The following is a 19,060-nucleotide window of genomic DNA, read 5'->3' on the forward strand; positions in this document are numbered from 1 at the left end:
GAATACTCATCCCATTTGCCGGAATTTTACTACCATCGGAGGGACGGAGACCGAGCAGCGCCACCGGGGGAGAGCGCGTGAACCTCACCGGCCAGCGCCGGCTGGGCCTGCCCACCCGGGTCGACGACGCCAGCGGCGGGCGGCCGGCGGTGACCGGTGGTGGCGGGCAGCCGGCACACCGCGACGATCGGGCCGCCGTGGTCACCGCGCTGCGCCTCGGCTGGTGGCTCGCCGACGCCTTCCACCAGGTACGGTGCCCGGACGCCACACCCCGACCGGGTACGCCGACGCCCGGCCGCCGGCCGCACAAGCTCTCCAACTTCACCGAGATGCCGGTACCGCAGCGGATGCGGATGTACCTGGACGGCGTCGACGTGGCCCTGACCGAGCTCGCCGGACTGACCCGACCGGGTCGTCCCGTGCCGTCGACCGCAGCCACCTGGGCCCGCCTCGACGCCGCCGATCCGGCGATCACCGCAGGCCCGGCGGGTCCGGCCGCCCCGGAACACCCGGCCGACCCGGTGACCACCGGCTGGGCCGGGGACATGTTGGAACTCCTCGACGAGTTGAACCTCGCCGTGCTACAGACGGCAGCCGAGCGGGACGACGAGCTGGCGGCCCTCGGCGCCGAACTGCGCGACCAGGGCGAGCTGTGGCGCGGCGTGCTGACCGGCGGCCTGCACCCCCGCGACCTGCTCGACGAGGACGACTACGCCCAGGTCGCCCGCAATCTGATCATCCGGGACCGCCGGCTGGTGGTCCAGGCGGCCCGGGGCATCTTCGTACCGGTGCTCGTACCGCTGCTCGCCGTGCTGCTCGTCGTGGTCGGGGTGAGCGCGTTCGCGGCCAGCGGTTCGCCGACCACCCGGGGCGCGGTGGCCCTGGTCGGGTTGGGCGCCGGGCTGGCGGCGATCTGGCGGTCCGTCTCGGCGTCGGCACTCGCCGTCGCCGGTGAGGTCAACCGACCGCTTGTCGACAGCGAGTTGACGGTACGGATGGCCGACCGGCTGAGCCGGCCGCTGCACCGCCCCCCCGGCGACGACCACCCCGACCAGCAGCGGCCCGTCCACCGGCCGGGTCCGGTCCCACACCAGGCCGCGCGGTAAACCTGCCGGTGCTGTGCCCTTCATCTATGGTCGCCGCCGGTCCGACGGGTGAGCATGGCTGACATGACTCGTGCACTGATCGCGCTGACCAGCCACCGCCAGCTCGGCGACACCGGTCGGGAGACCGGCTACTTCGTCGGCGAGGCCGCCGAACCGTGGGAGGTCTTCCGGGCCGCCGGCTACCAGGTCGACCTGGTCTCGGTGGCCGGCGGGGAGCCGCCGGTCGACGGACACGACCCCGACGACCAGACCCAGCAGACCTTCCTCGCCACCGCCGGGGTGACCGACACGCCCGCCGCCGCCTCGGTGGATCCGACCGGATACGACATCGTCTTCTTCGCCGGTGGCCACGGCACCATGTGGGACTTTCCGGACAACCCGCACCTGGCCCGGATCGCCACCTCGGTGTACGAGCGCGGCGGCGTGATCGGCGCGGTGTGCCACGGACCGGCCGCGCTGGTCAACCTCACGCTCTCCGACGGCCGGCACCTGCTGGCCGGCAGGCGGGTGGCCGGGTTCACCAACGACGAGGAGGCCGCCGTCGGCCTGACCGACCAGGTGCCGTTCCTGCTCGCCGACAAGCTGGTCGAGGCCGGTGCCCGGCACGTGCCCGCGCCGAACTTCACCGAGCAGGTGGTCACCGACGAGCGCCTGGTCACCGGCCAGAACCCGCAGTCCGCCCGGGCCACCGCCGAGGCCGTCGTGCAGCTGGTCGGCAGCTGACCGGCCGGCCGACGGCCGTCAGAACCGCAACTCCGGCGGCAGGCCGGTGCCGCGCAGTTCCCACGGCAGGTGCCCGGTGTCGTTGAAGGCGAGCAGCGTCGGCGGCCGGTCCGGCCGGTACAGGATCGCGGTCAGCCCGCAGTTGTGGCTGTTCAGCCCCAGCCAGCGCGGCGGCGGGGCGGCCAGGGCGTGCCGGACCAGCCAGGCGATCAGGAAGTTGTGCGTGATCACCAGCTCCCGTCGGTCACCCTCGGCAGGTACCGACGTGAACCGGCGGACCGCCTCCGCCGCCAGGCCCGGCCCGTCGGTCCGCTCCCGCTCGGAGAACCCACTCAGAAACTCCGCGTACGCGGGCGGCAGCCCGGTCGGGTCGGTGTCGTCGGGCAGGTAGTCCCCGGCCAGCTCCGAGGCGTACCCCGGCAGGTCCGGCCGGGCGGAGACGACCAGCTCGGCGGTCTCGGCGGCCCGGCGTAGCGGACCGTGGCAGACGGCGTCGAGCGGGAGGTCGCGCAGCCGCTCGGCGAGAAACCGGGCCTGCCGCCGGCCCCGCTCGGAGAGGCCGGTGTGCGCGGGGTCGACCGCGGCGGAGCCGCCGGGCGGACGGTCCTGCTCGCCGTGCCTGGCCAGGTAGAGCAGACGACTCGGCACGGACACCTCACGCGGTCGGGAACCGTCGAGCGTAGTCCGACCCTGCCGTGCGCAGGGACCACCGGCGGGTGGCGGAGTGTGAAGTTGAGCCCCCGGCCGGGATCGAACCGGCGACATCTCGCTTACAAGCAGAGACGCTCTGAGCGTCGTTCGGTTCGGGGTTCTGAGCGCTGACGTTGGCTACACAAAGCCGATAAGCGAATGGTCCCTGACTATGCCGTTTCCGAGCGGCCAACCGGTCCTGACCGCGACTCCGCCCCGCCGGCCTGGAGGGTCCGGATCGCGCGGACCGCCGCTACTTTGTCGGCGTCCGACGCGGTCGCGTCGAGGATCGCGTCGACGGGGTCCGCGGCTCGGGCCGCCTTGACGAGCAACACCTTGACCGCGTCCGGGTAAGGGCCGTCCAGCACCGTGGCCACCAGGTCGTGATGCCGCCGAGGTTCTACCGGCGACTGACCTGGGTCGGGCCCCTTGCCGCCGTCGGCGACCTCTCTGATCGTGCCGGCCGGCCATCCGAAGGCAGCCTCGACTCCGGTGTATGTGCTGACCTGGACGCCCTTACCGTCCTCGACGCGCTTCCAGGTGACAGGGCTCATGGACGCACGGGCGGCCATCGCCTCCAGGCTCGCCCTTTGTGCAGCACGATGCGTGACCACCAGTGCGGCGATTGCCGCTCGCTGCTCCGCACTCATCCGTCTGGTCATGCCCGCCTGCGCTATCGGTCCAGGTTCCTACACGTAGCCACAGGATGCCAGGAACCTACAGGAAACCAAAACTCCCGCCTGTGAGCGTGACTCAATCTGTGGACGTGAATTAGGTACGCCTTAAGTTCTCTCGCCAGGTCCGGACACCTTCCCTGATTCCTGTAGGTTCCTGTTGACACATGGTCGACATGTTCCTACAGTTTCCTGCATGCCAGTGACCCAGAAGAGCCGCGCCAGCGCGGCCATCGCGATCAACGGGCAGGCAATCCGCGAGGCCCGGAAGGACCGAGGCCTGTCCGTCCTGCAGCTCGCCACGCGAGTCGGGGTGACCAGGGCGTACATCACCAAACTGGAGCTGGGCCACTCGACCCGCTGCAGCCCCAAGGTCCACGCCTCGCTCGTCCGCGCCCTCCACCCGGACCACCCCGCCGCCTTCCGCACCGACAAGGCCCGCACCGACAAGGCCGCTGCCTGATGCGCGGCTTCGCAGCCCTGCCACCGGCCCAGCGCGAACTCGCCGCAGCGGTCGGCTCGCTCACCCGCTGGTCCCGCGTCACGAGCAAGGACGCCCGCAAGGACGCCCTTGCCCCAGCGCGAGCGGCCCGGCAGAAGCAGTGGGAACGACGGGCTGACCCGGACGGCACGCTCAGCCCGGAGGAGCTCGCTGCAGCTGTCGCCCGGCTCAAGGCGGCACACATCCGGCGCATGGCGATGGCCAGCGCGCGATCCCGCGCGGCCAAATCCCAGGCGCAGTAACGAAAAGCCCTCAGGGCCGCCGTGAACGGCCCCAAGGGCTCTGCACCTCACCACCCAGCCACGCAAAGCAAGGGAGCACTCAGATGCAGACCCAGCCTACCGACACCACCACCCAGCCGGCCAAACCGGACTACTGGCTGAACCTCGCCGACGACTTGCGCACCGCCGCCGACCGGGTCGCCACCCTCGCCGGCACCGACCGGACGCCGGCCCGGATCCATCTGTCCATCACGGTCGCCAGCGTGGGCAACACGGGCCTGACCGCCATCGACCTGGCTGACCAGCTGGCCGAGGCGTTCGACGCGACCACCCGCACCAGCACGTTCCCCGCCGGAGACAGGGTCCGGCAGGTCCGGGCCCGGATCGGCACGCTGGGGGTGGACGCCGACACGTACCTGCCGGCCGAGCCCGGCGAGATGGCGAAGCTCCGCGCCCGAATCACCGAGCTGGAGGCGCTCGCCGCATCCGCCGGGGGCACCCGATGACCGCCCCGGCGTTGACGGATGCCGCCGAACTGGCCTGGCTCCGTACCCGTGTGGTCGAGCTGGAGGACGAGCTGCAGAAAGCGCAGCGCGAGGCCCGTCGTGACCCGCTGACGGGCCTGCTCAACCGGCGGGGACTGAACGACGCCTGGTGGGCGGTCCAGGGGTCCTACCACCTGGCGCTGCTCGACCTTGACAGGTTCAAGCGGATCAACGACACGCTCGGGCACGAGGCGGGCGACGAGGTCCTGATCGGCGTGGCCGAGGCACTCCGTCAGTACCCGCTCGCCGCTCGGCTCGGCGGCGACGAGCTGGTGGTGGTCGGCCGGATGGCCGACGGTCCGCCGCACTCGTGGTCGGTGCCGGTCGCCGGCGCGCGGCTGACCGTCACGGCCACGGTGGGCCTCGCCCCGGTCGTCTACGAGGACCTGGCGGCCACGCTCCGAGCCGCTGACGCCGCGATGTACCGAGCCAAGCGAGCTCGCCGCAGTTCCATCGCCGCGTTCGACCCGGCGCTCGACGCCCGGCCGGTGCAGCGGCGACCCCGGCTGCGGCTGCGTGACCAGCGTCCGGGCGGTGTCCGGTGACGAGTCCACACGTACCGGCCGGCACGCGGGTCCGCCTTGTGATCCCGGACGCCACCGTCGTGGCCCACGGCAACCTGCAGCTGCAGGTCCGCTTGCCCGATCACTCGGAGATCATCCACCTGCCGATCGTGGACAACCATTTCCAGTCGATCGTCGAGGTGCTGGCCCACGCTCCCCGGGTCGCTCCCGGGCAGACGTGGCGCTCCGAGGCCGGACACCTGTTCTACGCCGTGCGGTGGCGCCAGTCCGAAGGAGACGCCGGCGAGCCCGTGCTGATCGCGGCGGACAGCGCCGGCGCCTACACGCCTGCCCAGGCCGTCGCCGACTTCGGCCAGCTGACCCTGCTGGACACCCGGGCCGTCTGGGACCCGGTCGAGCCGGTGGACCCCGACAGCACCACCATCCTGCCCCGCGTCACGGAGGGACGACCATGACCGAGACCCCGGAGACGAACCACCCCGAGTGGTGCGTTCCCCCGCTGTGCGACGCCGAGGTGCCGGCCCTGCCGGCTCTCGGCGGGGCTCACCGCGGTGAGCCCCGCCGCCTGGTCCTCGCGCTCAGCGACGGCGACGCGATGCTGGTCGTCGCGCAGCTGCAGCAGCCCGCCGGCGAGGCCAGCCCGCAGTTGGCCGTCCAGGTCGCCGGCGGCCGGCTCGTCCTGGTCCCGGTCGACCAGGTGCAGATGATGGTCGACCACCTCGCGCCGCTGCTCGGCCTGACCCTGACGGCAGCGGCCTGATGGCCCGCAAGCGGGTACCGGCCCGGTTGCCATCGGAGCGGACTCCTGACGCGGAGGTCACCCACCGGGTCACCACCCCGCTGCGGGACGCCAGCCAGCTGACGTCGTGCCGCCCGGCTACCGACCGGGAGCGGGCCCGCGTCGCTCTGCTCGCCGCCGATCACGCCCTGGCCGTCGCCGTCGACGGCGAAGCGATCACCCGAGACCTGGTCGACATGCTCGGCCTGCGGGCCGGAGCCCGGGCGGTCCGTGGTGTCTAGGGCTCGCCGCCCCGGCCGGCTCGCCGTCTCGCCGCACCCATTCGTGCAGCAGGACGGCGAGCCGGCCGACCCATGGACCGGCCTCGCCCCGTGTGCCACCTGCCGCAAGGTCGGCCGCTCGGGCGACGCCCAACACCCAGACCCCGAACTGCCAGCGGTGCCCGACGAGGTAGCCGACCTGGAGGCTCGCCGGCTCGGCGAGCGCGACTGACTGGAGATACCAGCGATGAACGTGAAGACCGCGAAGCGTGCCGCCTGCCTGTGCGGCCACCGCGACGGCCGGCACCGCATGAGCCAGGGCAGCTGCAAGGACTGCGACTGCGACGGCTACGTCGGCGCTGCCCGGGAAACTGCGGACCGCGCCGAGCCGGCCGCCGATGAGCCGGATCCCGCGCACCAGGCGCTCCGCGAGCACCTGGCCGAGGTCAAGGCCGCGCTCCGCGACCTGCAGGTGCAGCACGACCAGCTCCAGCGCGACAAGCAGGGGCTGATCCAGATGACCCACGCCCTGGCCAACGAGATCGGCCGTCTCCGGGGCGGAGGGGACCTGGTGTCCAGCTGGGACGCCCACCTCTGCGAGAAGTGCGGCAGCCGGTACACGGTCGCCTACACCGATCACGAGTGCGGCCCCTTGACCCCGGTCACCGTCCAGATCCGCCGGCAACGGCCAGCCGCCTCCGAGCGGTACGCGCTCACCACCACGGCGTACGCCGCGCTCGACACCTCGGCCGAGGCCAGCCGTGCCTAGCGCCAAGCCCCGAGCCCATTCCAGCCTCGGCCTGGAGGTATGGGCGGTCGGCACCCACGACGAGCTGATCGCCCTGCGGTCACAGCTGGCCGCCGGCGGCCGGCTCGTCGAGGTCGGCGACCCGCACATCCTCGCCGGAGCCGACGCCGGCCGGTGCCGCCAGTACATCCGGACGCAGATCCGGAGCGCGGCATGACCCCGGTGCTGTGCCTGGTCTGTGAACGGCCGCTGCGTACCCCGGTCTCCCGGGCTCGTCGGATCGGCTCCACCTGCTGGCGGCGGCTGCGTGCCGAAGAGCGCACCCAGGCCGCTGCCCTGTTCGAGCTCGAGGTGACCAGTGCCTGACCACCGCCTGGCCGACGTGCTCGCCGAACGCTACGGCAACCCGGACACCACGGCGGCCGAGCAGGCCGCTCCTGCCCCGGTCGCCGCCCGGCCGCCGCACAGCCCTGCCCTGAACCGTCGCCTGCTCACCGCGGCTCTCGCCCCCAAGCGGCGGGCCGCATGAACCATTCCTGCACGAAGAACGGCGCGGCACCCGGGCTAGGGGTGCCGCGCCGCCTGCTCAACCTCGAAAGGCCAAGCGTGATGAACAGCAAGGGTACCGCGAACCACCCGCAGCAGGGGGGCCGGCCATGACGACCTCTCGCAACAGCAACCCGGGCGACGTCGGCCTCGTGCGTGGGCGCGAGTCACCGCAGTGGACCGACGTGCACGACTGGGTAGCCCTGTCGGGCGTCAGCCCGACCGCCATCGCCCTGTACGTCGTCCTCAGGATGCACGTCAACAGGGAGCGCGGCGACCACATGGTCAAGACGTCCATGCTCACCCTCGCGGTCCTCATGGGCATGTCCCGGGGCGACAAGATCAAGCCCTACCTCGACGAGCTGGTGGCCATCGGAGCCGTCGACGTGGACCGTGGCGGTCTGCACCGCCGGAACACCTACGTCGTGCACCAACTCCCGCCGCTCGGCTACCCCGGCAAGATCACCCTCAAGTCCTGGTACAACGAGCACCGAGCGCTGATCGCGCTCAAGCGTGCCGACGAGAAGGCCAAGCGCGACGCGCGACGCGCCGCAGCGAAGGCAAAAGGCCAGGTCAGCGCTGTCACCCCTGAAACGGGGGAACAAGCAGAAACGGCTGTCACCCCGGGAACGGGTGAACAGGTCACCCCCGAATCGGGTGAACCTGTCACCCCCGTTTCGGGGCGGGAACCTGATGTTCTTGGACCTGATGATGGAGAACCTCCTCTTCCTGCCTCCTCCAGCGACGGCCAGGAAGAGGAAGAGACTTCGCCTCCGGCAGAAGGTCAACCCCGGCCAGTAGACGAGGCACTCGTCAAGGAACTGACCGCAGCACGACCGGACTGGTCAGCTCGGTCGTTGCGTCAGGTCCTGGCCGACGAGGCCATCCAGGAACGCCGCACCGACCTGGTCGCCGCTGCCTTCCGCTCCGCCGCCCAGGACCCGAAGGCCACGACGCCACGCTGGCTGCTGCACGCGCCCTGCCCGCACTGGCGCCGCGCCGCCCAGACCCTCGGACTGCTCCCGACCTCTCAGCCGGCCGCGGGCCAGGCCGAGTCGGGCGAGGACGGCCGGCCGGTCGCCGGGCGTACCTCGCCGGAGCAGTTCGCGGCCACCAGCCGACGCGGCCGCGCACTGGTCGACGCCGCGCTCGCCGGCCGGGGTGCCCGATGACCCGCCGAAGCTGGCGCGGACGGCCAGCGTGGGAAGTCGACATCGCCGCCCGACAAGCCCGCTCGCCGGAGGAAGCCACCGAGCGGGCCCGCCGCGGCCGGGCCCTCGTTGACGCCGCGCTCGCCGGCGAACCCCCGGCCGAGCCGGCCGACGACGACCTCCAGTCCCCGCCGGCCGGCTACGAGTACGTCGCCTGCGTCGGCTGCTACCGACCCGTCTGGGGCCTCCCCGGATCCCGATGCCCCGCATGCCGTCCCACCCCCGAAGGAGAGACCCGATGACCGACACCGTCGTACCTCACGAGCTGGACGCGCGGCTCCGCGCGGCCGACAAGCGGATCACCGCGCTGCACCTGGCCGTCACCCGAGCCGACAGCGAGGCAGCCCGGGCCAAGAACGCCGCCGATGCGGCAAACCTCGCTCGCCAGGCAGCAATGGAGGAACTCAGCGCCGCGCAGCTGGCCAGCCTGCAGCTCGACAGCCGGCTCCGCCGAGCTATCGCTGACGACCTCCGGCGCGACGAGGTCGTCGGCCTGGTCGTGCTGCACCTCACCAGATCCGGCGGAGCCCCGACCGACGTGGTCGCCAAGGCCCTGCTGGCCGACCTGGCCGAGCTGATCGACGGTGTACCCCAGGTCCTCGGTAGGGGCATCGCGGACCTGCCCGCTGGTCGGCACCGCGACCCCCGCTGGCTAGCCCGGCTCTGGCGACGGTGGACCGGCCGCTGACCCGCACCACCTCGCACCACCCACGGCGCGGCCACCCTCTCGGGTGGCCGCGCTCACCCCTTCCAGGAGCCCCATAGATGTTGATCTTTAGGTGGGTGAGCTGACCATGCCGTACTGGCTGGAGTCGGACACCTACGCCGACGACCCGGTCTGGGACGTCCTCGCCGGCGGCCGAGCCGACCGCGTCGACCAACTGCAGGCCGCGTACACCCGGCTCAAGTCGGCTGCCTCGCACCAGCTGACCGATGGGTACCTCACCGAGGGCACCGCCCTGCGGTACTGCCGCGGCCGCCGCCAGCTGCTCGACCTGCTCTGCACCTCGGTGCTCGACCAGCCGCCCCGGCTACACCGGCCCGGCGACGAGTGCACCTGCCTGGGCGACACCCCGTGGATCGAGGGCTACTCCTTCCGTATCCACGCCTTCCTCCGCCGCAACCCCAGCAAGGCGGAGTACCTCCGCAACCGGGCCCAACGCGCCGACCTCAAGGACCCTCGGCTCAAGGCCATGGTGTACGACCGAGACGGCGGGTCCTGCCGCTACTGCCGGTCCGGCCCCCTCTCGCCGAAGGCCGGCCGGGCCCGGGACCGCCGCAAGGTGCTCTCGTACGACCACGTCGACCCGGACCAGCCCGCCGGCCCCGACGGATCCGGCCTCGTCGTCGCCTGTGGCCGCTGCAATGAGGCGAAGGGCCACCGCACCCCCTACGAGGCCGACATGGCCCTCCTGCCCGCCCCAACGGCCGCCGAGCGGGCCGCCTGGACGGCCCGCGGCACCGTCCTCCAGGACCTCCCCGATCAAACGCGGATCACCGCCGAAACAGCGCCGGATCACCGATCAGACGCTGATCCGGTCACTGATCGGACCACTGATCCACCAGACGTCCCCACCGCTGATCCCGACGACAACACCGGGGGTGACGTGCGCCCTGATCACGATGATCACCAGCACGACCAGCCGGTGCCGTGGTCCGGGAAGGGTGCCGGGACGGGTCGGGGCGGGCATCCCACTGATCCGCCCCCCGCTCCCCCCCTCCGCCCCCAGCAACCCCGGGCCCCGGACTCCCCCGACATCTACCACCGGCGCTCCCGAGCACCTGCCCCCGCCGACCCCTACATCTGGCCCCCGGGTGCTGTCCCGGTCCAACCACCGCCCTCGGAGGATCACCATGGAAAGCCCTGACCCCGTCACTGTGGCTCGCAGCGCCTTCGACCGGCTCCAGGCCGCTGCGGCCGCGCTCAACGCCGACACGCTCTCGCCGATGGCCGCCAGGGAGACGCGCGCCGTTATCCCCGAGGTGGCCGAGGTCGCACGCACTGCGGCCCTGGTGTCGATCGCCGAGTCTCTGCACACTCTCGCCGCGAGCGACCCGGCCACCGGCGCGACTTCGTGACGGCCGTGGGGTTCCGGGCTCAGCTCGTCGACGAGATCCGGCAGTACGCGGCTGCCCTCGCCGACTCGTACCGAACGGACGAGCCGGTCTACACGAAGACCCGGGGCGGGCGGATCAAGCTGGTTGGTGTCCACGCCGAGCAGCACGACGGGCTCCTGGTGCAGCTCGACGACGTCGCGGTCCACGGCGTTACCTCGTCGGACGACGTCGCCGGCGCGCGGCCGGTGCCCCAGTCCCGGCCTCCCGGTACCTGGGAGGCGGTAGCCCTCGGGGTTGAGATCGACGCTGAGGTAGCCGGCTGGTGTGACGTGCTGGGCCTACCGAGCCGGAACAGTCTGCAGGCTGACGTGCGGCAGCTGGCCGGCGCGGCCGGCGAACCGCGCATCGTCTCCGACGACCAGGCGGCGGCCCTGTGCCGGGCGATGCGTAGCTGGCGAACCCGGGCCCAGGCCCAGATCGGGTGGACCCGCGATCCCTACCGGCCGAGGGCGACCTGCCCGGTGGTGACCTGTGGCCAGCCCGGGTTGCTCCGGGTCGACCTGATCCGCCGGGCTGCCTACTGCATCGGCTGCCAGTCGGTCTGGGACGACGTCGACGGCTCGATCCGGGTCCTGGCCGAGCACATCACGGCGCAGACCGAGGCGCGGGCCGTCACGAGCGTCCGGCTGCGGTCCGGGTGGTCCGGCCACGGTGGGGCCTGGACTCAGCCGAACGGCTAGATCCTGATCTAGGGATTTGCGGGAATGTCCGAATCCGGTGCATGATCGGCGTGGCGGACTCTGCCCGCCGCACGGTCTACTCTGCCGCGAATCCCGGGATCGGCTCCGGGCCAGCGCCCCGCACCACCAGTGCGGGGCGCTCGGTACGTCCGGGGTCAGCAGATGTGCTCGCGCATCAGCGCGAGCGCCTTCTTCGCCTGGGCGGTGTCGATCGTGGCGTTCCCTCCGGACAGCCGCTCGACGACCCGCTTGGTCAGTGCCGTTTCGGACAGTCCCTCGGCCTCGATGTCGCCGCAGGTCGTCTCGGCCCGCCGGATCGCCCGTTCCTCGTTGGCCACCAGACCCGGGTCGATCTCGGCCAGGGCGTCGAGGTAGGCGCGCTGGGCCGTCGACCAGGTCGACGCGGACGGTGCCGGCGCCGACGTCCGGTCGGCTGGCGGGGCGGCGGCCGGCTCGGCCTGGTCGTCGCTGGACCCGCCGCCGCAGGCCAACAGAGTCAGGGCCGTCACCAGGGCGGCCGTCGTGAGTGCTCGTCGCATCCGGCGATGATGCACACGACCGGCCCGTCAGGCCATACGAACATCGGATAGCGGACATGCCGACCCGAGCACCCCGCCGCTGCACCCGCCCCGGTTGCCCGGGGGGAGGGGGGTGCGCCAGGCACCAACGGCCCCGACCGACCCGCCAGGAACTGGGCTACGACGAGGACTGGCTACGGATCTCGGCCGATTTCCTGGCCGCTCACCCGTGGTGCCAGGGCTGCAAGAAGCGCAGCTCGAAGCACACCGACCACATCGACGGAGACACCAGCAACCGCGAGGAGTGGAACCTGCAGGCCCTGTGCCGTCGGTGCCACGGCGCCAAGACCGTGGCACACGACGGTGGGTTCGGCCGGCCCCGCACCCCGAGACCAGGAGACGAGAGCGAATGACCGAGCTGCACCTGCGGATGAGCGAGGGCCTGGTGGTCCGGCGCGGTGACACGCTGGTGGTCGCCATGTCCGCTGTCTTGGCCAACCGCGACGCCGAGTCCCTCGCTGGCCAGTTGGAGGAAGCCCTGCCCGGTGTCGACATCGTGGTCGTCGGCGGCGCGTCAGCGCTGGCCGCGTACCGGCCGCACGAGGTAGAGTGTCCGACCATCACCACCGCCGCCGAGCACGGCGCGGACCCTGGCCACGACGCCGCCGACCACCCGACGAACAACGGGTAGGGGCGGGTCGAATCTCTGCAGGTCAGGGGGGCCGAAACGCCGCGGTAAGTGGGCTTTCTCGCTGACGAGTTTTGACACTTGCCGTACCCGGAGGGGGTGTCCACTGTGGGCAAACGCGGTCCGCACCCGGCGCCGACGGCGCTCAAGTTGGTGCGCGGGACACGGTCTGACCGGGTCAACGTCGACGAGCCCGTCCCGTCGACGGTCGACATCGAACCCCCGGGATGGCTCAACGAGGGTGCCTTGGCGGTGTGGGAGGTGTACGCCCCGGACCTGATCCGCAAGGGCGTGCTGACAACCTGGGACGTCGAGGCATTCGGGGTGTGCTGCGACGCCGCCGCCCGCCGGCGGCGGGCCGTCGAGGCCCTGGCGGAGCAGGGTGAGGTCGTCGAACTGCCGGTCTTCGACAAGAACGGCAAGCAGAGCGGTTTCCGGACCACCCGAAACCCGTGGACGGTCATCCTGGGCCAGGCCGACCGGCAGCTGCAGACCTGGGCGGCCCGCTTCGGCATGACGCCCTCGGACCGGGCCCAGCTGACGGGTGGAGATGGTCGACGTGACCCCGCCGAGGACCTCCTCACCGGCTGAGTCGCCACCGCGGCGGCCGGCGCGGCCGCGCGCCCGAGCCGGCCGGGTGCCGGGCGACTGGATCCCGGACCACAACCGGCGGTGGCGGCCGCGAGACCGCAAGGGACCGACCTGCGGGTACACCTTCCGCGACACGATGTGCCCCCGGAGGGGCGCGCACTACTGCGAGCCCCGCGCCGACCGGGCCGTGGCCTTCCCGGCCGAGTTGCTGCGGCACATCAAGGGCCCGTACCGCCGCCGGCCGTTCGTGCTGCGGGACTGGCAGGAGCACGAGATCGTGCGGCCGTTGTTCGGCGAGGTGATCTGGTCCACGGAGTGGCAGCGGTACGTCCGCCGCTACCGCCGGGCGCACATCGTGATGGGCAGAAAGAACGGGAAGTCGGAGATCGCGGCTGCCATCCAGCTGCTGCTGTTCGTCGGCGACGACGAGGAAGCCGCGGAGTGCTACAACGCGGCGGCCGACACCAAGCAGGCCGAGAAGGTCTTCGGGCCTGCGCTGCGGATGGTTCAGCTGTCTCCGGTGCTGTCCCGGCGGCTCAAGTACTACAAGAACGAGCGCCGCCTGGTCGACGAGAAGTCCGGCAGCATCTACGAGGTCATCACCGCCGATGCCAAGGGCGAGCTGGGCCACAACCCGCACAGCTTCAACCTCGACGAGGTCCTGTCGCAGCCCGACGGCAGCCTCTGGGAGGCGATGGACACTGCCGACGGTGCCCGGGAGCAGGAGCTGCTCTTCACCACCACGACGGAGACCGACGAGCCGCTCAGCTTCGGCGCGCAGATGATCGACGAGGCCGAGCGGATCATGGAGGACCCGACCAGGGCTCCGCACGTCTTCGCGTTCGTGCGGAAGTTGCCGCGCACCAAGGAGGAATTGGCGCGGATCCGCAGGGCGCACCCCGGGCACCCGCACCTTCCGGTGTCGACGGACATCTACGACGAGCGGAACTGGAAGTGGGCCAACCCTGCCCTCGACCAGTTCAAGAGCCGCGAGGCGTTGCGGCGGCACGCCCTGGCCGCCAAGACCAACGCGGCCCGGGAGAAGGCCTTCCGCCAGTTCCAGATGAACCAGCGGGTCCAGGCCCTCTACCGGTACGTCCCGATGGATCTGTGGGACGCCAACACGGGCGAACTGGCCGTCAACCCGGACTGGCTGCTGCCCAAGCAAGAGGGTCTGCGCTGCTGGGGCGGTCTGGACCTGTCCAGCAAGCTCGACATGACGGCCTGGTGCCTGCTCTTCGAGAACGGCCAGATCCGGTGGCGGTTCTGGGTGCCCGAGGCGGTCGTGCCGGAGCTGTCGGCCGGCACCGACGGCGCATTCCAGCGGTGGGTCGACGAGGGGTGGGTGACCGCCACCGACGGCAACACGATCGACTACGAGTCGATCTACGACGCCATCGAGGAGGACCACGACCGGTTCGCCCTCGTCGATGTCACCTACGACCGGTGGTCCGGCGAGCCGGTACGGCAGACGATCGTCGACCGCACCGGCCTGGAACTGATCGAGTCCGGCACCACCTACGAGCGGATGACCGGCCCGATGACGGAGTTCTCCCGGGCTCTGACCGCCCGCGAGTACGCCCACGGCGGCAACCCCGTCGCCCGGTGGATGGCCGAGCACCTGAAAGCCAAGAGCCCGACGGACGATCCGGACCGGTACCGGCCGGTCAAGCCCGACCGGGCCAAAGATCACGTCCGGATCGACGGCCTGCCCGCCTTGTTCTTCGCGATCGACGGCCGCATGCGAGTGACCGACTCCGAATCGGTCTACGACTACCGGGGCCTGGCCGTGCTCGGCGGTGCCGCCGGCTGACATCAAGGGAGGTGATCGCGTGGACGACGACCTGGTCACCCCCACCGCCGAGGCACCACCGCGGCGTGCCCGGCTGGTCGGCGTCTTCGAGCTGCTCTCCGCCGCCGGTGTGGTGATGCTGCTGGCCGGTCTGTGGGTGTGGGTCGGTGCCGGGCCCGCGCTCGCCGTCGTGGGCGCCCTGGTGGTGTGGATGGGCGTCGCCGGCGGCCGCGCCGAGGCCCGGGCGGCCGCCGGTGAGCCCGTCGACGAGCCACTGCCCTCCCGGCCCGCCCCGTTCACGATCGAGACGAGGTAGCGGTGGGACTGATCGGCCGTACGGTGGCCACCCCGGGCCGGCGGGCCGCCGGCGGGTCCGGATCCGGTATCGCGGCCCCGGAGAAGTGGGTCGAAGAGTGGTTCGCCGGCGGCGGGGCGACGGCCGCCGGGGTGTGGGTGTCCGAGGACACCGCCTTGACCTACTCCCCGTTCTTCGCCGCCGTCAACGTGATCAGCACCGACGTGGCCAAGCTCCCGCACCTGGTCTACGAGCGACTGGACCGCGGCAAGCGGCGGGCCCGCGAGCATCCGGTCTACCGGGTGCTGCACGACGAGCCCAACGACATCATGACGCCGATCGCGGTACGCCGGACCGCGCAGGCACACGCCCTGACCTGGGGCACCGGCTACCTCAACGTCGTCTGGGACAACCGGGGCAACGTCGTCGAGCTGTGGCCGCTGCGTCCGGACCGGATCACCCCGGAGATCACCCGGACCGGGCCGGGCAAGCTGACCGTCACCTACCGGTACGTCGACGACGTCAACGGCATCCGGACCAGGCTGTTCGCCGACGAGGTGCTGCCGATCGGCGGGCTCGGCTACGACGGGGTCCGCGGCTACTCGGTGGTGGCCATGGCCCGCCAGTCCATCGGACTGGGCGTGGCCCTCGAACGGTACGGCAGCGCCCTGTTCGCCAACGGGGCGAAGCCCGGCGGGATCCTCAAGCACCCGAAGAAGTTGTCCCCGGAGGGTCACAAGCGCCTCCAGGCCGACTGGGACAACCTCCACCGAGGCCTCGACCGCGCCCAACGGGTCGCCGTCCTCGAAGAGGGCCTGGAGTGGCAGGACGTCGGGATCCCACCCGAAGACGCCCAGTTCCTGGAGACCCGCAAAATGCAGGTCAACGAGATGGCCCGTTGGCTGCGCATTCCACCCCACAAGCTCGGTGACCTGGAACGCGCAACGTTCTCCAACATCGAGCATCAGGGCCTGGAGTACGTCGCCGACACGCTCATGGGCTGGCTGGTCACCTGGGATCAGATGATCAACAAGCGGCTGTTCGTGGGCGAGGACCGGGGCCGGTACTACGCCGAGCACCTCGTCGACGCGCTGACCCGGGCGGACACCAAGAGCCGGTACGAGGCCTACAACATCGGCCGGCAGATGGGCGTCTTGTCCGGTGACGACATCGCCGAGATGGAGAACCGCAACCCGCTGCCCGGCGGCGTCGGCGAGACGTACTGGATGCCGCTGAACATGGGGCCCGCGCTGGCCCCCGGGCAGCAGCCGGACCCGGAACGCACCTGCCCGGTACACCCGGGCTGCACCTGCCAGGGAGGGCACCCGTGAACGACCACGACGACGACCAGGACCGCGAGGACGCCGGCGGCCGCCGCCGTACCCGCCGCCGTGACGCCGACCGAGCGCCGGCAGACCGACAGCAGCCGGAAGCCCCGGTAGACCGCCAGGTCCGCCCGGAGGTGAACCGGTGAAGCTCGGCTACACCCGCGCGCTCATGGTCCGCGAGGCGTCCGACGACGGTGACCTGCTGCGATTCATCGGTGCCACAGAGGGAGAGAAGGGCGACGGGATCGCCCTCAAGATGGACGGTGCGCAGCTCGATCGGTACCGGGCCAACCCGATCTTCGGATACGGGCACCGCTACTGGGGGCGTGACAGCCTGCCGATCGGCCGGTCGGAGCGCACCGAGGTCGACGACAAGCAGCGGTTGATGTTCGACATCCGCTTTGACCGCAAGGATGACTTCGCGGCCACGGTGGAACGCAAGTACCGCGACGGCTACCTGAACGCGGTCAGCATCGGGTTCAGCGTCCTGGAGTGGGAGGACCCGAAGACCCAGGACTACTGGCGCGGCGGCGTCGCCGAGAGGTGGGAGCTGTTCGAGCTGTCCAGCGTGCCGCTGCCGATGGACGCCAGCGCCGTGGTCGAGTCCGGCCGCGCCGGCGGGCCCGGTGTGAACGACGCGCTCATGGACTCGCTGCGCGGCCTGCTGGACCGGCTCGACGCCGACGCGATCACCACGCTGCGGGACCTGCTCGACCGCGCCGGCGGCCGGTCCCAGCCCGACCCCGTCCCGCCGCCCGTGCCCGGTCGGGGTCATGACCTTGACTGGGCGGTCCGCCGGCTGCAGCTGGCCGGACAGGCCCTCTGATCATCCCCGCTGCTGCCAGGCCGCGGACCCACACACCCGAAGGAGAGCACAGGCGTGGACATCAACGCCCGCAAGAAGCAGCGCGCGAGCCTGGCCAAGAAGGCTCGCGACATCCTCGACGCAGCACAGGCCGACGGCGGCCGCCGGCTAAGCGGCGAGGAGTCGGAGACGTTCGACCGGCTGATGGCTGACGTCGACGGTCACGACCAGGACATCGCCCGCGAGGAGCAGCTGCGCGCGAAGGAGCGCCGCATCGACGACGGGCCGGAGGATCAGCCGGCCCGGGAGAACAACGGCCCGGACGCCAGCGGCGCGTCCGGTGACGGGGAGCGGATGGCCGCGTTCCGTCAGTACCTCATCGGCGGCCGGGCGTCGCTCAACCCGGACCAGGCCCGCACGCTGCAGGCCGGATCCGACCCGGAGGGCGGCTACCTGGTTGCCCCACAGAGGTGGGTCAGCGAGCTGCTCAAGGGTCTGGACGACGAGGTGTTCCTGCGCAGCTGGGCGACCGTCGAGCAGCTCACCGAAGCCGCCTCGCTCGGTGTGCCCACCCTCGAAACCGACCTGAACGACGCCGAGTGGACCACCGAGCTGGCCACCGGCAGCCAGGACGACTCGCTGCGGCTCGGTAAGCGCGAGCTCACCCCCAACCCCCTGGCCAAGCGGGTCAAGGTCAGCCGGAAGTTGCTGCGGCTGACCAGCGGCCGCGCCGAGTCCATCGTCCGGGACCGGCTGCGGTACAAGTTCGCTGTCAGCACCGAGAAGGCGTACATGACCGGCGACGGCAACAAGAAGCCCCTCGGCGTCTTCACCGCCTCGACCATGGGCATCTCGACCGGCCGGGACGTCACCGTCGGCTCCATCGCCGCCGACGAGCAGGACATCAACGCCGACGGCCTGATCGACATGAAGTACACCCTCAAGGCCGGGTACATGTCGCGGGCACGGTGGCTGTTCCACCGCGACACCGTCAAGCGGATCCGCAAGCTCAAGGACTCCGAGGGCGTCTACATCTGGAGGCCGGGCCTGGCCACCGACCGACCCGACACCATCCTCGACCTGGCCTTCGGGATGAGCGAGTTCGCGCCGAACACCTACACCGCCGGCCAGTACGTGGCCCTGCTCGGCGACTTCTCCAAGTACTGGATCGCCGACGCGCTGAACATGGAGGTTCAGCGCCTGGTCGAGCTGTACGCCGAAACCAACCAGGTCGGGTTCATCGGCCGGCTGGAGACCGACGGCATGCCCGTGCTCGAAGAGGCCTTCGTCCGCGGCAAGGTCGCGGCCTGAACCACGACCCGGCAGACACGCCAGGAAGGACGAACGATGAGTAGACGAGACCTGGTCAGCAGCCTCGGCGGGGCAGTCACCCTCGCCCCCGCCGCCCGCACCGCCGCAGCGACCGGCACCGCGGTAGACCTGAACGGCTACGAGATGGCCGCCGTGCTGCTGATCTCCGGCACCATCACCGACGGCACCGGCTACGTCTGGGAGATCCAGCACTCCGACGACAACAGCACCTGGACGGCCGTGCCCGACGACGAACTGGTCGGCGCCGAACCGACCTTCGGCGCGGCCGACGACAACGCCGTCCGCAAGATCGGCTACCGGGGGCGGCGTCGGTACCTACGGGCGTCCATCGCCTCGGTGACCGGCTCCCCGTCCACCGGCGGGGTGCTCGGTGCAGTCGTCCTGCGGGCCGGGGCCCGCGTGGCCCCGGTGAGCTGAGGGGCTG

The 19,060-nt window shown here is 71.5% G+C and carries 31 protein-coding genes; 28 read left to right on the plus strand and 3 right to left on the minus strand.

Annotation, left to right across the window (positions count from 1 at the left end; all coding sequences use genetic code 11):
- Nucleotides 1-77 precede the first annotated feature (77 nt).
- Nucleotides 78-1,106 (plus strand): hypothetical protein, encoded by a 1,029-nt coding sequence (locus tag GA0070617_RS31870; protein ID WP_229688442.1) that lies wholly within the window; start codon nt 78-80, stop codon nt 1,104-1,106.
- Nucleotides 1,107-1,169: 63 nt separating this feature from the next.
- Nucleotides 1,170-1,829, plus strand: coding sequence for a type 1 glutamine amidotransferase domain-containing protein (locus GA0070617_RS27120; protein WP_229688443.1), 660 nt, complete (start codon nt 1,170-1,172; stop codon nt 1,827-1,829).
- Nucleotides 1,830-1,847: 18 nt separating this feature from the next.
- Here the strand turns inward: GA0070617_RS27120 and GA0070617_RS27125 are convergent, their stop codons facing one another.
- Together GA0070617_RS27125 and GA0070617_RS27130 are read right to left on the minus strand one after the other, a co-directional pair.
- On the minus strand, nt 1,848-2,477 hold the full coding sequence (locus GA0070617_RS27125; RefSeq protein ID WP_175440670.1) for a histidine phosphatase family protein: 630 nt from the start codon (nt 2,475-2,477) through the stop codon (nt 1,848-1,850).
- Between the two features lie 212 nt (nt 2,478-2,689).
- Nucleotides 2,690-3,169, minus strand: a complete 480-nt coding sequence (locus tag GA0070617_RS27130) for a hypothetical protein (RefSeq protein ID WP_091444822.1) — start codon at nt 3,167-3,169, stop codon at nt 2,690-2,692.
- Nucleotides 3,170-3,389: 220 nt separating this feature from the next.
- On the opposite strand from GA0070617_RS27130, the gene GA0070617_RS27135 reads away from it, so the two are divergent.
- The 16 genes from GA0070617_RS27135 (at nt 3,390) to GA0070617_RS27205 (ending at nt 11,287) form a co-directional block, all read left to right on the plus strand.
- Nucleotides 3,390-3,656: a helix-turn-helix domain-containing protein gene (locus GA0070617_RS27135; RefSeq protein ID WP_091444824.1), complete on the plus strand. Its 267-nt coding sequence runs from the start codon at nt 3,390-3,392 to the stop codon at nt 3,654-3,656.
- On the plus strand, nt 3,656-3,937 hold the full coding sequence (locus tag GA0070617_RS27140; protein ID WP_091444826.1) for a hypothetical protein: 282 nt from the start codon (nt 3,656-3,658) through the stop codon (nt 3,935-3,937). The genes GA0070617_RS27135 and GA0070617_RS27140 overlap by 1 nt, the downstream gene beginning before the upstream one ends.
- 83 nt (nt 3,938-4,020) lie before the next feature.
- Nucleotides 4,021-4,422: a hypothetical protein gene (locus GA0070617_RS27145; protein ID WP_091444828.1), complete on the plus strand. Its 402-nt coding sequence runs from the start codon at nt 4,021-4,023 to the stop codon at nt 4,420-4,422.
- Complete coding sequence (locus tag GA0070617_RS27150) at nt 4,419-5,006, plus strand: GGDEF domain-containing protein (protein ID WP_091444830.1); 588 nt, start codon at nt 4,419-4,421, stop codon at nt 5,004-5,006. The genes GA0070617_RS27145 and GA0070617_RS27150 overlap by 4 nt, the downstream gene beginning before the upstream one ends.
- Nucleotides 5,003-5,440 (plus strand): hypothetical protein, encoded by a 438-nt coding sequence (locus tag GA0070617_RS27155; protein WP_139135778.1) that lies wholly within the window; start codon nt 5,003-5,005, stop codon nt 5,438-5,440. The genes GA0070617_RS27150 and GA0070617_RS27155 overlap by 4 nt, the downstream gene beginning before the upstream one ends.
- Nucleotides 5,437-5,745: a hypothetical protein gene (locus GA0070617_RS27160; protein ID WP_091444834.1), complete on the plus strand. Its 309-nt coding sequence runs from the start codon at nt 5,437-5,439 to the stop codon at nt 5,743-5,745. The genes GA0070617_RS27155 and GA0070617_RS27160 overlap by 4 nt, the downstream gene beginning before the upstream one ends.
- A complete protein-coding gene (locus tag GA0070617_RS27165) occupies nt 5,745-6,005 on the plus strand; it encodes a hypothetical protein (protein ID WP_091444836.1) in 261 nt (86 codons plus the stop codon). Before GA0070617_RS27160 ends, GA0070617_RS27165 begins: the two co-directional genes overlap by 1 nt.
- 226 nt (nt 6,006-6,231) lie before the next feature.
- Nucleotides 6,232-6,753 (plus strand): hypothetical protein, encoded by a 522-nt coding sequence (locus tag GA0070617_RS27170; protein WP_091444838.1) that lies wholly within the window; start codon nt 6,232-6,234, stop codon nt 6,751-6,753.
- Entirely contained in the window at nt 6,746-6,949 is a 204-nt protein-coding gene (locus GA0070617_RS27175) for a hypothetical protein (protein WP_091444840.1), read from the plus strand. Before GA0070617_RS27170 ends, GA0070617_RS27175 begins: the two co-directional genes overlap by 8 nt.
- On the plus strand, nt 6,946-7,098 hold the full coding sequence (locus GA0070617_RS30855) for a DUF6011 domain-containing protein (protein ID WP_175440671.1): 153 nt from the start codon (nt 6,946-6,948) through the stop codon (nt 7,096-7,098). Before GA0070617_RS27175 ends, GA0070617_RS30855 begins: the two co-directional genes overlap by 4 nt.
- Nucleotides 7,091-7,261: a hypothetical protein gene (locus tag GA0070617_RS30860; RefSeq protein WP_175440672.1), complete on the plus strand. Its 171-nt coding sequence runs from the start codon at nt 7,091-7,093 to the stop codon at nt 7,259-7,261. The genes GA0070617_RS30855 and GA0070617_RS30860 overlap by 8 nt, the downstream gene beginning before the upstream one ends.
- A 127-nt stretch (nt 7,262-7,388) precedes the next feature.
- The gene (locus GA0070617_RS30215) at nt 7,389-8,450 is read left to right on the plus strand and encodes a hypothetical protein (protein ID WP_139135779.1); all 1,062 of its coding nucleotides are present in this window, start codon (nt 7,389-7,391) and stop codon (nt 8,448-8,450) included.
- Nucleotides 8,451-8,727: 277 nt separating this feature from the next.
- A complete protein-coding gene (locus GA0070617_RS27190) occupies nt 8,728-9,177 on the plus strand; it encodes a hypothetical protein (protein WP_091444846.1) in 450 nt (149 codons plus the stop codon).
- A gap of 91 nt (nt 9,178-9,268) precedes the next feature.
- Nucleotides 9,269-10,357, plus strand: a complete 1,089-nt coding sequence (locus GA0070617_RS27195) for an HNH endonuclease (protein ID WP_091444850.1) — start codon at nt 9,269-9,271, stop codon at nt 10,355-10,357.
- Nucleotides 10,344-10,568, plus strand: coding sequence for a hypothetical protein (locus GA0070617_RS27200; protein WP_139135780.1), 225 nt, complete (start codon nt 10,344-10,346; stop codon nt 10,566-10,568). Before GA0070617_RS27195 ends, GA0070617_RS27200 begins: the two co-directional genes overlap by 14 nt.
- A 5-nt stretch (nt 10,569-10,573) precedes the next feature.
- Nucleotides 10,574-11,287, plus strand: a complete 714-nt coding sequence (locus GA0070617_RS27205; RefSeq protein WP_139135781.1) for a DUF7341 domain-containing protein — start codon at nt 10,574-10,576, stop codon at nt 11,285-11,287.
- Between the two features lie 155 nt (nt 11,288-11,442).
- Here GA0070617_RS27205 and GA0070617_RS27210 read toward each other — a convergent pair whose 3' ends face one another.
- Complete coding sequence (locus tag GA0070617_RS27210; protein ID WP_091444858.1) at nt 11,443-11,826, minus strand: hypothetical protein; 384 nt, start codon at nt 11,824-11,826, stop codon at nt 11,443-11,445.
- A 56-nt stretch (nt 11,827-11,882) separates the two neighbouring features.
- Here GA0070617_RS27210 and GA0070617_RS32510 point away from each other — a divergent pair, with 56 nt between their 5' ends.
- From GA0070617_RS32510 to GA0070617_RS27250, 10 genes are all read left to right on the plus strand, one after another.
- Entirely contained in the window at nt 11,883-12,218 is a 336-nt protein-coding gene (locus GA0070617_RS32510; RefSeq protein WP_139135782.1) for an HNH endonuclease signature motif containing protein, read from the plus strand.
- Nucleotides 12,215-12,496, plus strand: a complete 282-nt coding sequence (locus GA0070617_RS27215; RefSeq protein WP_091444860.1) for a hypothetical protein — start codon at nt 12,215-12,217, stop codon at nt 12,494-12,496. Before GA0070617_RS32510 ends, GA0070617_RS27215 begins: the two co-directional genes overlap by 4 nt.
- 105 nt (nt 12,497-12,601) lie before the next feature.
- Nucleotides 12,602-13,084 carry a phage terminase small subunit P27 family gene (locus tag GA0070617_RS27220; protein ID WP_175440673.1) on the plus strand — a complete coding sequence of 161 codons (483 nt, stop codon included), beginning with the start codon at nt 12,602-12,604 and terminating at the stop codon, nt 13,082-13,084.
- Between the two features lie 136 nt (nt 13,085-13,220).
- A complete protein-coding gene (locus GA0070617_RS27225) occupies nt 13,221-14,897 on the plus strand; it encodes a terminase large subunit (protein WP_175440674.1) in 1,677 nt (558 codons plus the stop codon).
- Between the two features lie 19 nt (nt 14,898-14,916).
- On the plus strand, nt 14,917-15,192 hold the full coding sequence (locus GA0070617_RS30865; RefSeq protein WP_175440675.1) for a hypothetical protein: 276 nt from the start codon (nt 14,917-14,919) through the stop codon (nt 15,190-15,192).
- A 2-nt stretch (nt 15,193-15,194) separates the two neighbouring features.
- Complete coding sequence (locus tag GA0070617_RS27235) at nt 15,195-16,502, plus strand: phage portal protein (RefSeq protein ID WP_091444867.1); 1,308 nt, start codon at nt 15,195-15,197, stop codon at nt 16,500-16,502.
- The gene (locus GA0070617_RS30870) at nt 16,499-16,645 is read left to right on the plus strand and encodes a hypothetical protein (RefSeq protein WP_175440676.1); all 147 of its coding nucleotides are present in this window, start codon (nt 16,499-16,501) and stop codon (nt 16,643-16,645) included. The genes GA0070617_RS27235 and GA0070617_RS30870 overlap by 4 nt, the downstream gene beginning before the upstream one ends.
- Nucleotides 16,642-17,325 (plus strand): HK97 family phage prohead protease, encoded by a 684-nt coding sequence (locus GA0070617_RS27240; RefSeq protein WP_091444869.1) that lies wholly within the window; start codon nt 16,642-16,644, stop codon nt 17,323-17,325. The genes GA0070617_RS30870 and GA0070617_RS27240 overlap by 4 nt, the downstream gene beginning before the upstream one ends.
- Before the next feature lie 54 nt (nt 17,326-17,379).
- Nucleotides 17,380-18,615: a phage major capsid protein gene (locus GA0070617_RS27245; protein ID WP_175440677.1), complete on the plus strand. Its 1,236-nt coding sequence runs from the start codon at nt 17,380-17,382 to the stop codon at nt 18,613-18,615.
- A 36-nt stretch (nt 18,616-18,651) separates the two neighbouring features.
- Nucleotides 18,652-19,053 (plus strand): hypothetical protein, encoded by a 402-nt coding sequence (locus tag GA0070617_RS27250; RefSeq protein ID WP_091444875.1) that lies wholly within the window; start codon nt 18,652-18,654, stop codon nt 19,051-19,053.
- Nucleotides 19,054-19,060 lie beyond the last annotated feature (7 nt).

Source organism: Micromonospora yangpuensis (genome assembly GCF_900091615.1).
In the GTDB taxonomy this organism is placed as follows: domain Bacteria; phylum Actinomycetota; class Actinomycetes; order Mycobacteriales; family Micromonosporaceae; genus Micromonospora; species Micromonospora yangpuensis.

Bases quoted from the DNA above. Each gene is read 5' to 3' on its own strand.
- GA0070617_RS27120 (WP_229688443.1), top strand. From the start codon at position 1,170: ATGACTCGTGCACTGATCGCGCTGACCAGCCACCGCCAGCTCGGCGAC.
- GA0070617_RS27130 (WP_091444822.1), bottom strand. From the start codon at position 3,169: ATGAGTGCGGAGCAGCGAGCGGCAATCGCCGCACTGGTGGTCACGCAT.
- GA0070617_RS27135 (WP_091444824.1), top strand. From the start codon at position 3,390: ATGCCAGTGACCCAGAAGAGCCGCGCCAGCGCGGCCATCGCGATCAAC.
- GA0070617_RS27140 (WP_091444826.1), top strand. From the start codon at position 3,656: ATGCGCGGCTTCGCAGCCCTGCCACCGGCCCAGCGCGAACTCGCCGCA.
- GA0070617_RS27145 (WP_091444828.1), top strand. From the start codon at position 4,021: ATGCAGACCCAGCCTACCGACACCACCACCCAGCCGGCCAAACCGGAC.
- GA0070617_RS27150 (WP_091444830.1), top strand. From the start codon at position 4,419: ATGACCGCCCCGGCGTTGACGGATGCCGCCGAACTGGCCTGGCTCCGT.
- GA0070617_RS27160 (WP_091444834.1), top strand. From the start codon at position 5,437: ATGACCGAGACCCCGGAGACGAACCACCCCGAGTGGTGCGTTCCCCCG.
- GA0070617_RS27165 (WP_091444836.1), top strand. From the start codon at position 5,745: ATGGCCCGCAAGCGGGTACCGGCCCGGTTGCCATCGGAGCGGACTCCT.
- GA0070617_RS27170 (WP_091444838.1), top strand. From the start codon at position 6,232: ATGAACGTGAAGACCGCGAAGCGTGCCGCCTGCCTGTGCGGCCACCGC.
- GA0070617_RS30855 (WP_175440671.1), top strand. From the start codon at position 6,946: ATGACCCCGGTGCTGTGCCTGGTCTGTGAACGGCCGCTGCGTACCCCG.
- GA0070617_RS30215 (WP_139135779.1), top strand. From the start codon at position 7,389: ATGACGACCTCTCGCAACAGCAACCCGGGCGACGTCGGCCTCGTGCGT.
- GA0070617_RS27190 (WP_091444846.1), top strand. From the start codon at position 8,728: ATGACCGACACCGTCGTACCTCACGAGCTGGACGCGCGGCTCCGCGCG.
- GA0070617_RS27200 (WP_139135780.1), top strand. From the start codon at position 10,344: ATGGAAAGCCCTGACCCCGTCACTGTGGCTCGCAGCGCCTTCGACCGG.
- GA0070617_RS27210 (WP_091444858.1), bottom strand. From the start codon at position 11,826: ATGCGACGAGCACTCACGACGGCCGCCCTGGTGACGGCCCTGACTCTG.
- GA0070617_RS32510 (WP_139135782.1), top strand. From the start codon at position 11,883: ATGCCGACCCGAGCACCCCGCCGCTGCACCCGCCCCGGTTGCCCGGGG.
- GA0070617_RS27215 (WP_091444860.1), top strand. From the start codon at position 12,215: ATGACCGAGCTGCACCTGCGGATGAGCGAGGGCCTGGTGGTCCGGCGC.
- GA0070617_RS27225 (WP_175440674.1), top strand. From the start codon at position 13,221: ATGTGCCCCCGGAGGGGCGCGCACTACTGCGAGCCCCGCGCCGACCGG.
- GA0070617_RS27250 (WP_091444875.1), top strand. From the start codon at position 18,652: ATGAGTAGACGAGACCTGGTCAGCAGCCTCGGCGGGGCAGTCACCCTC.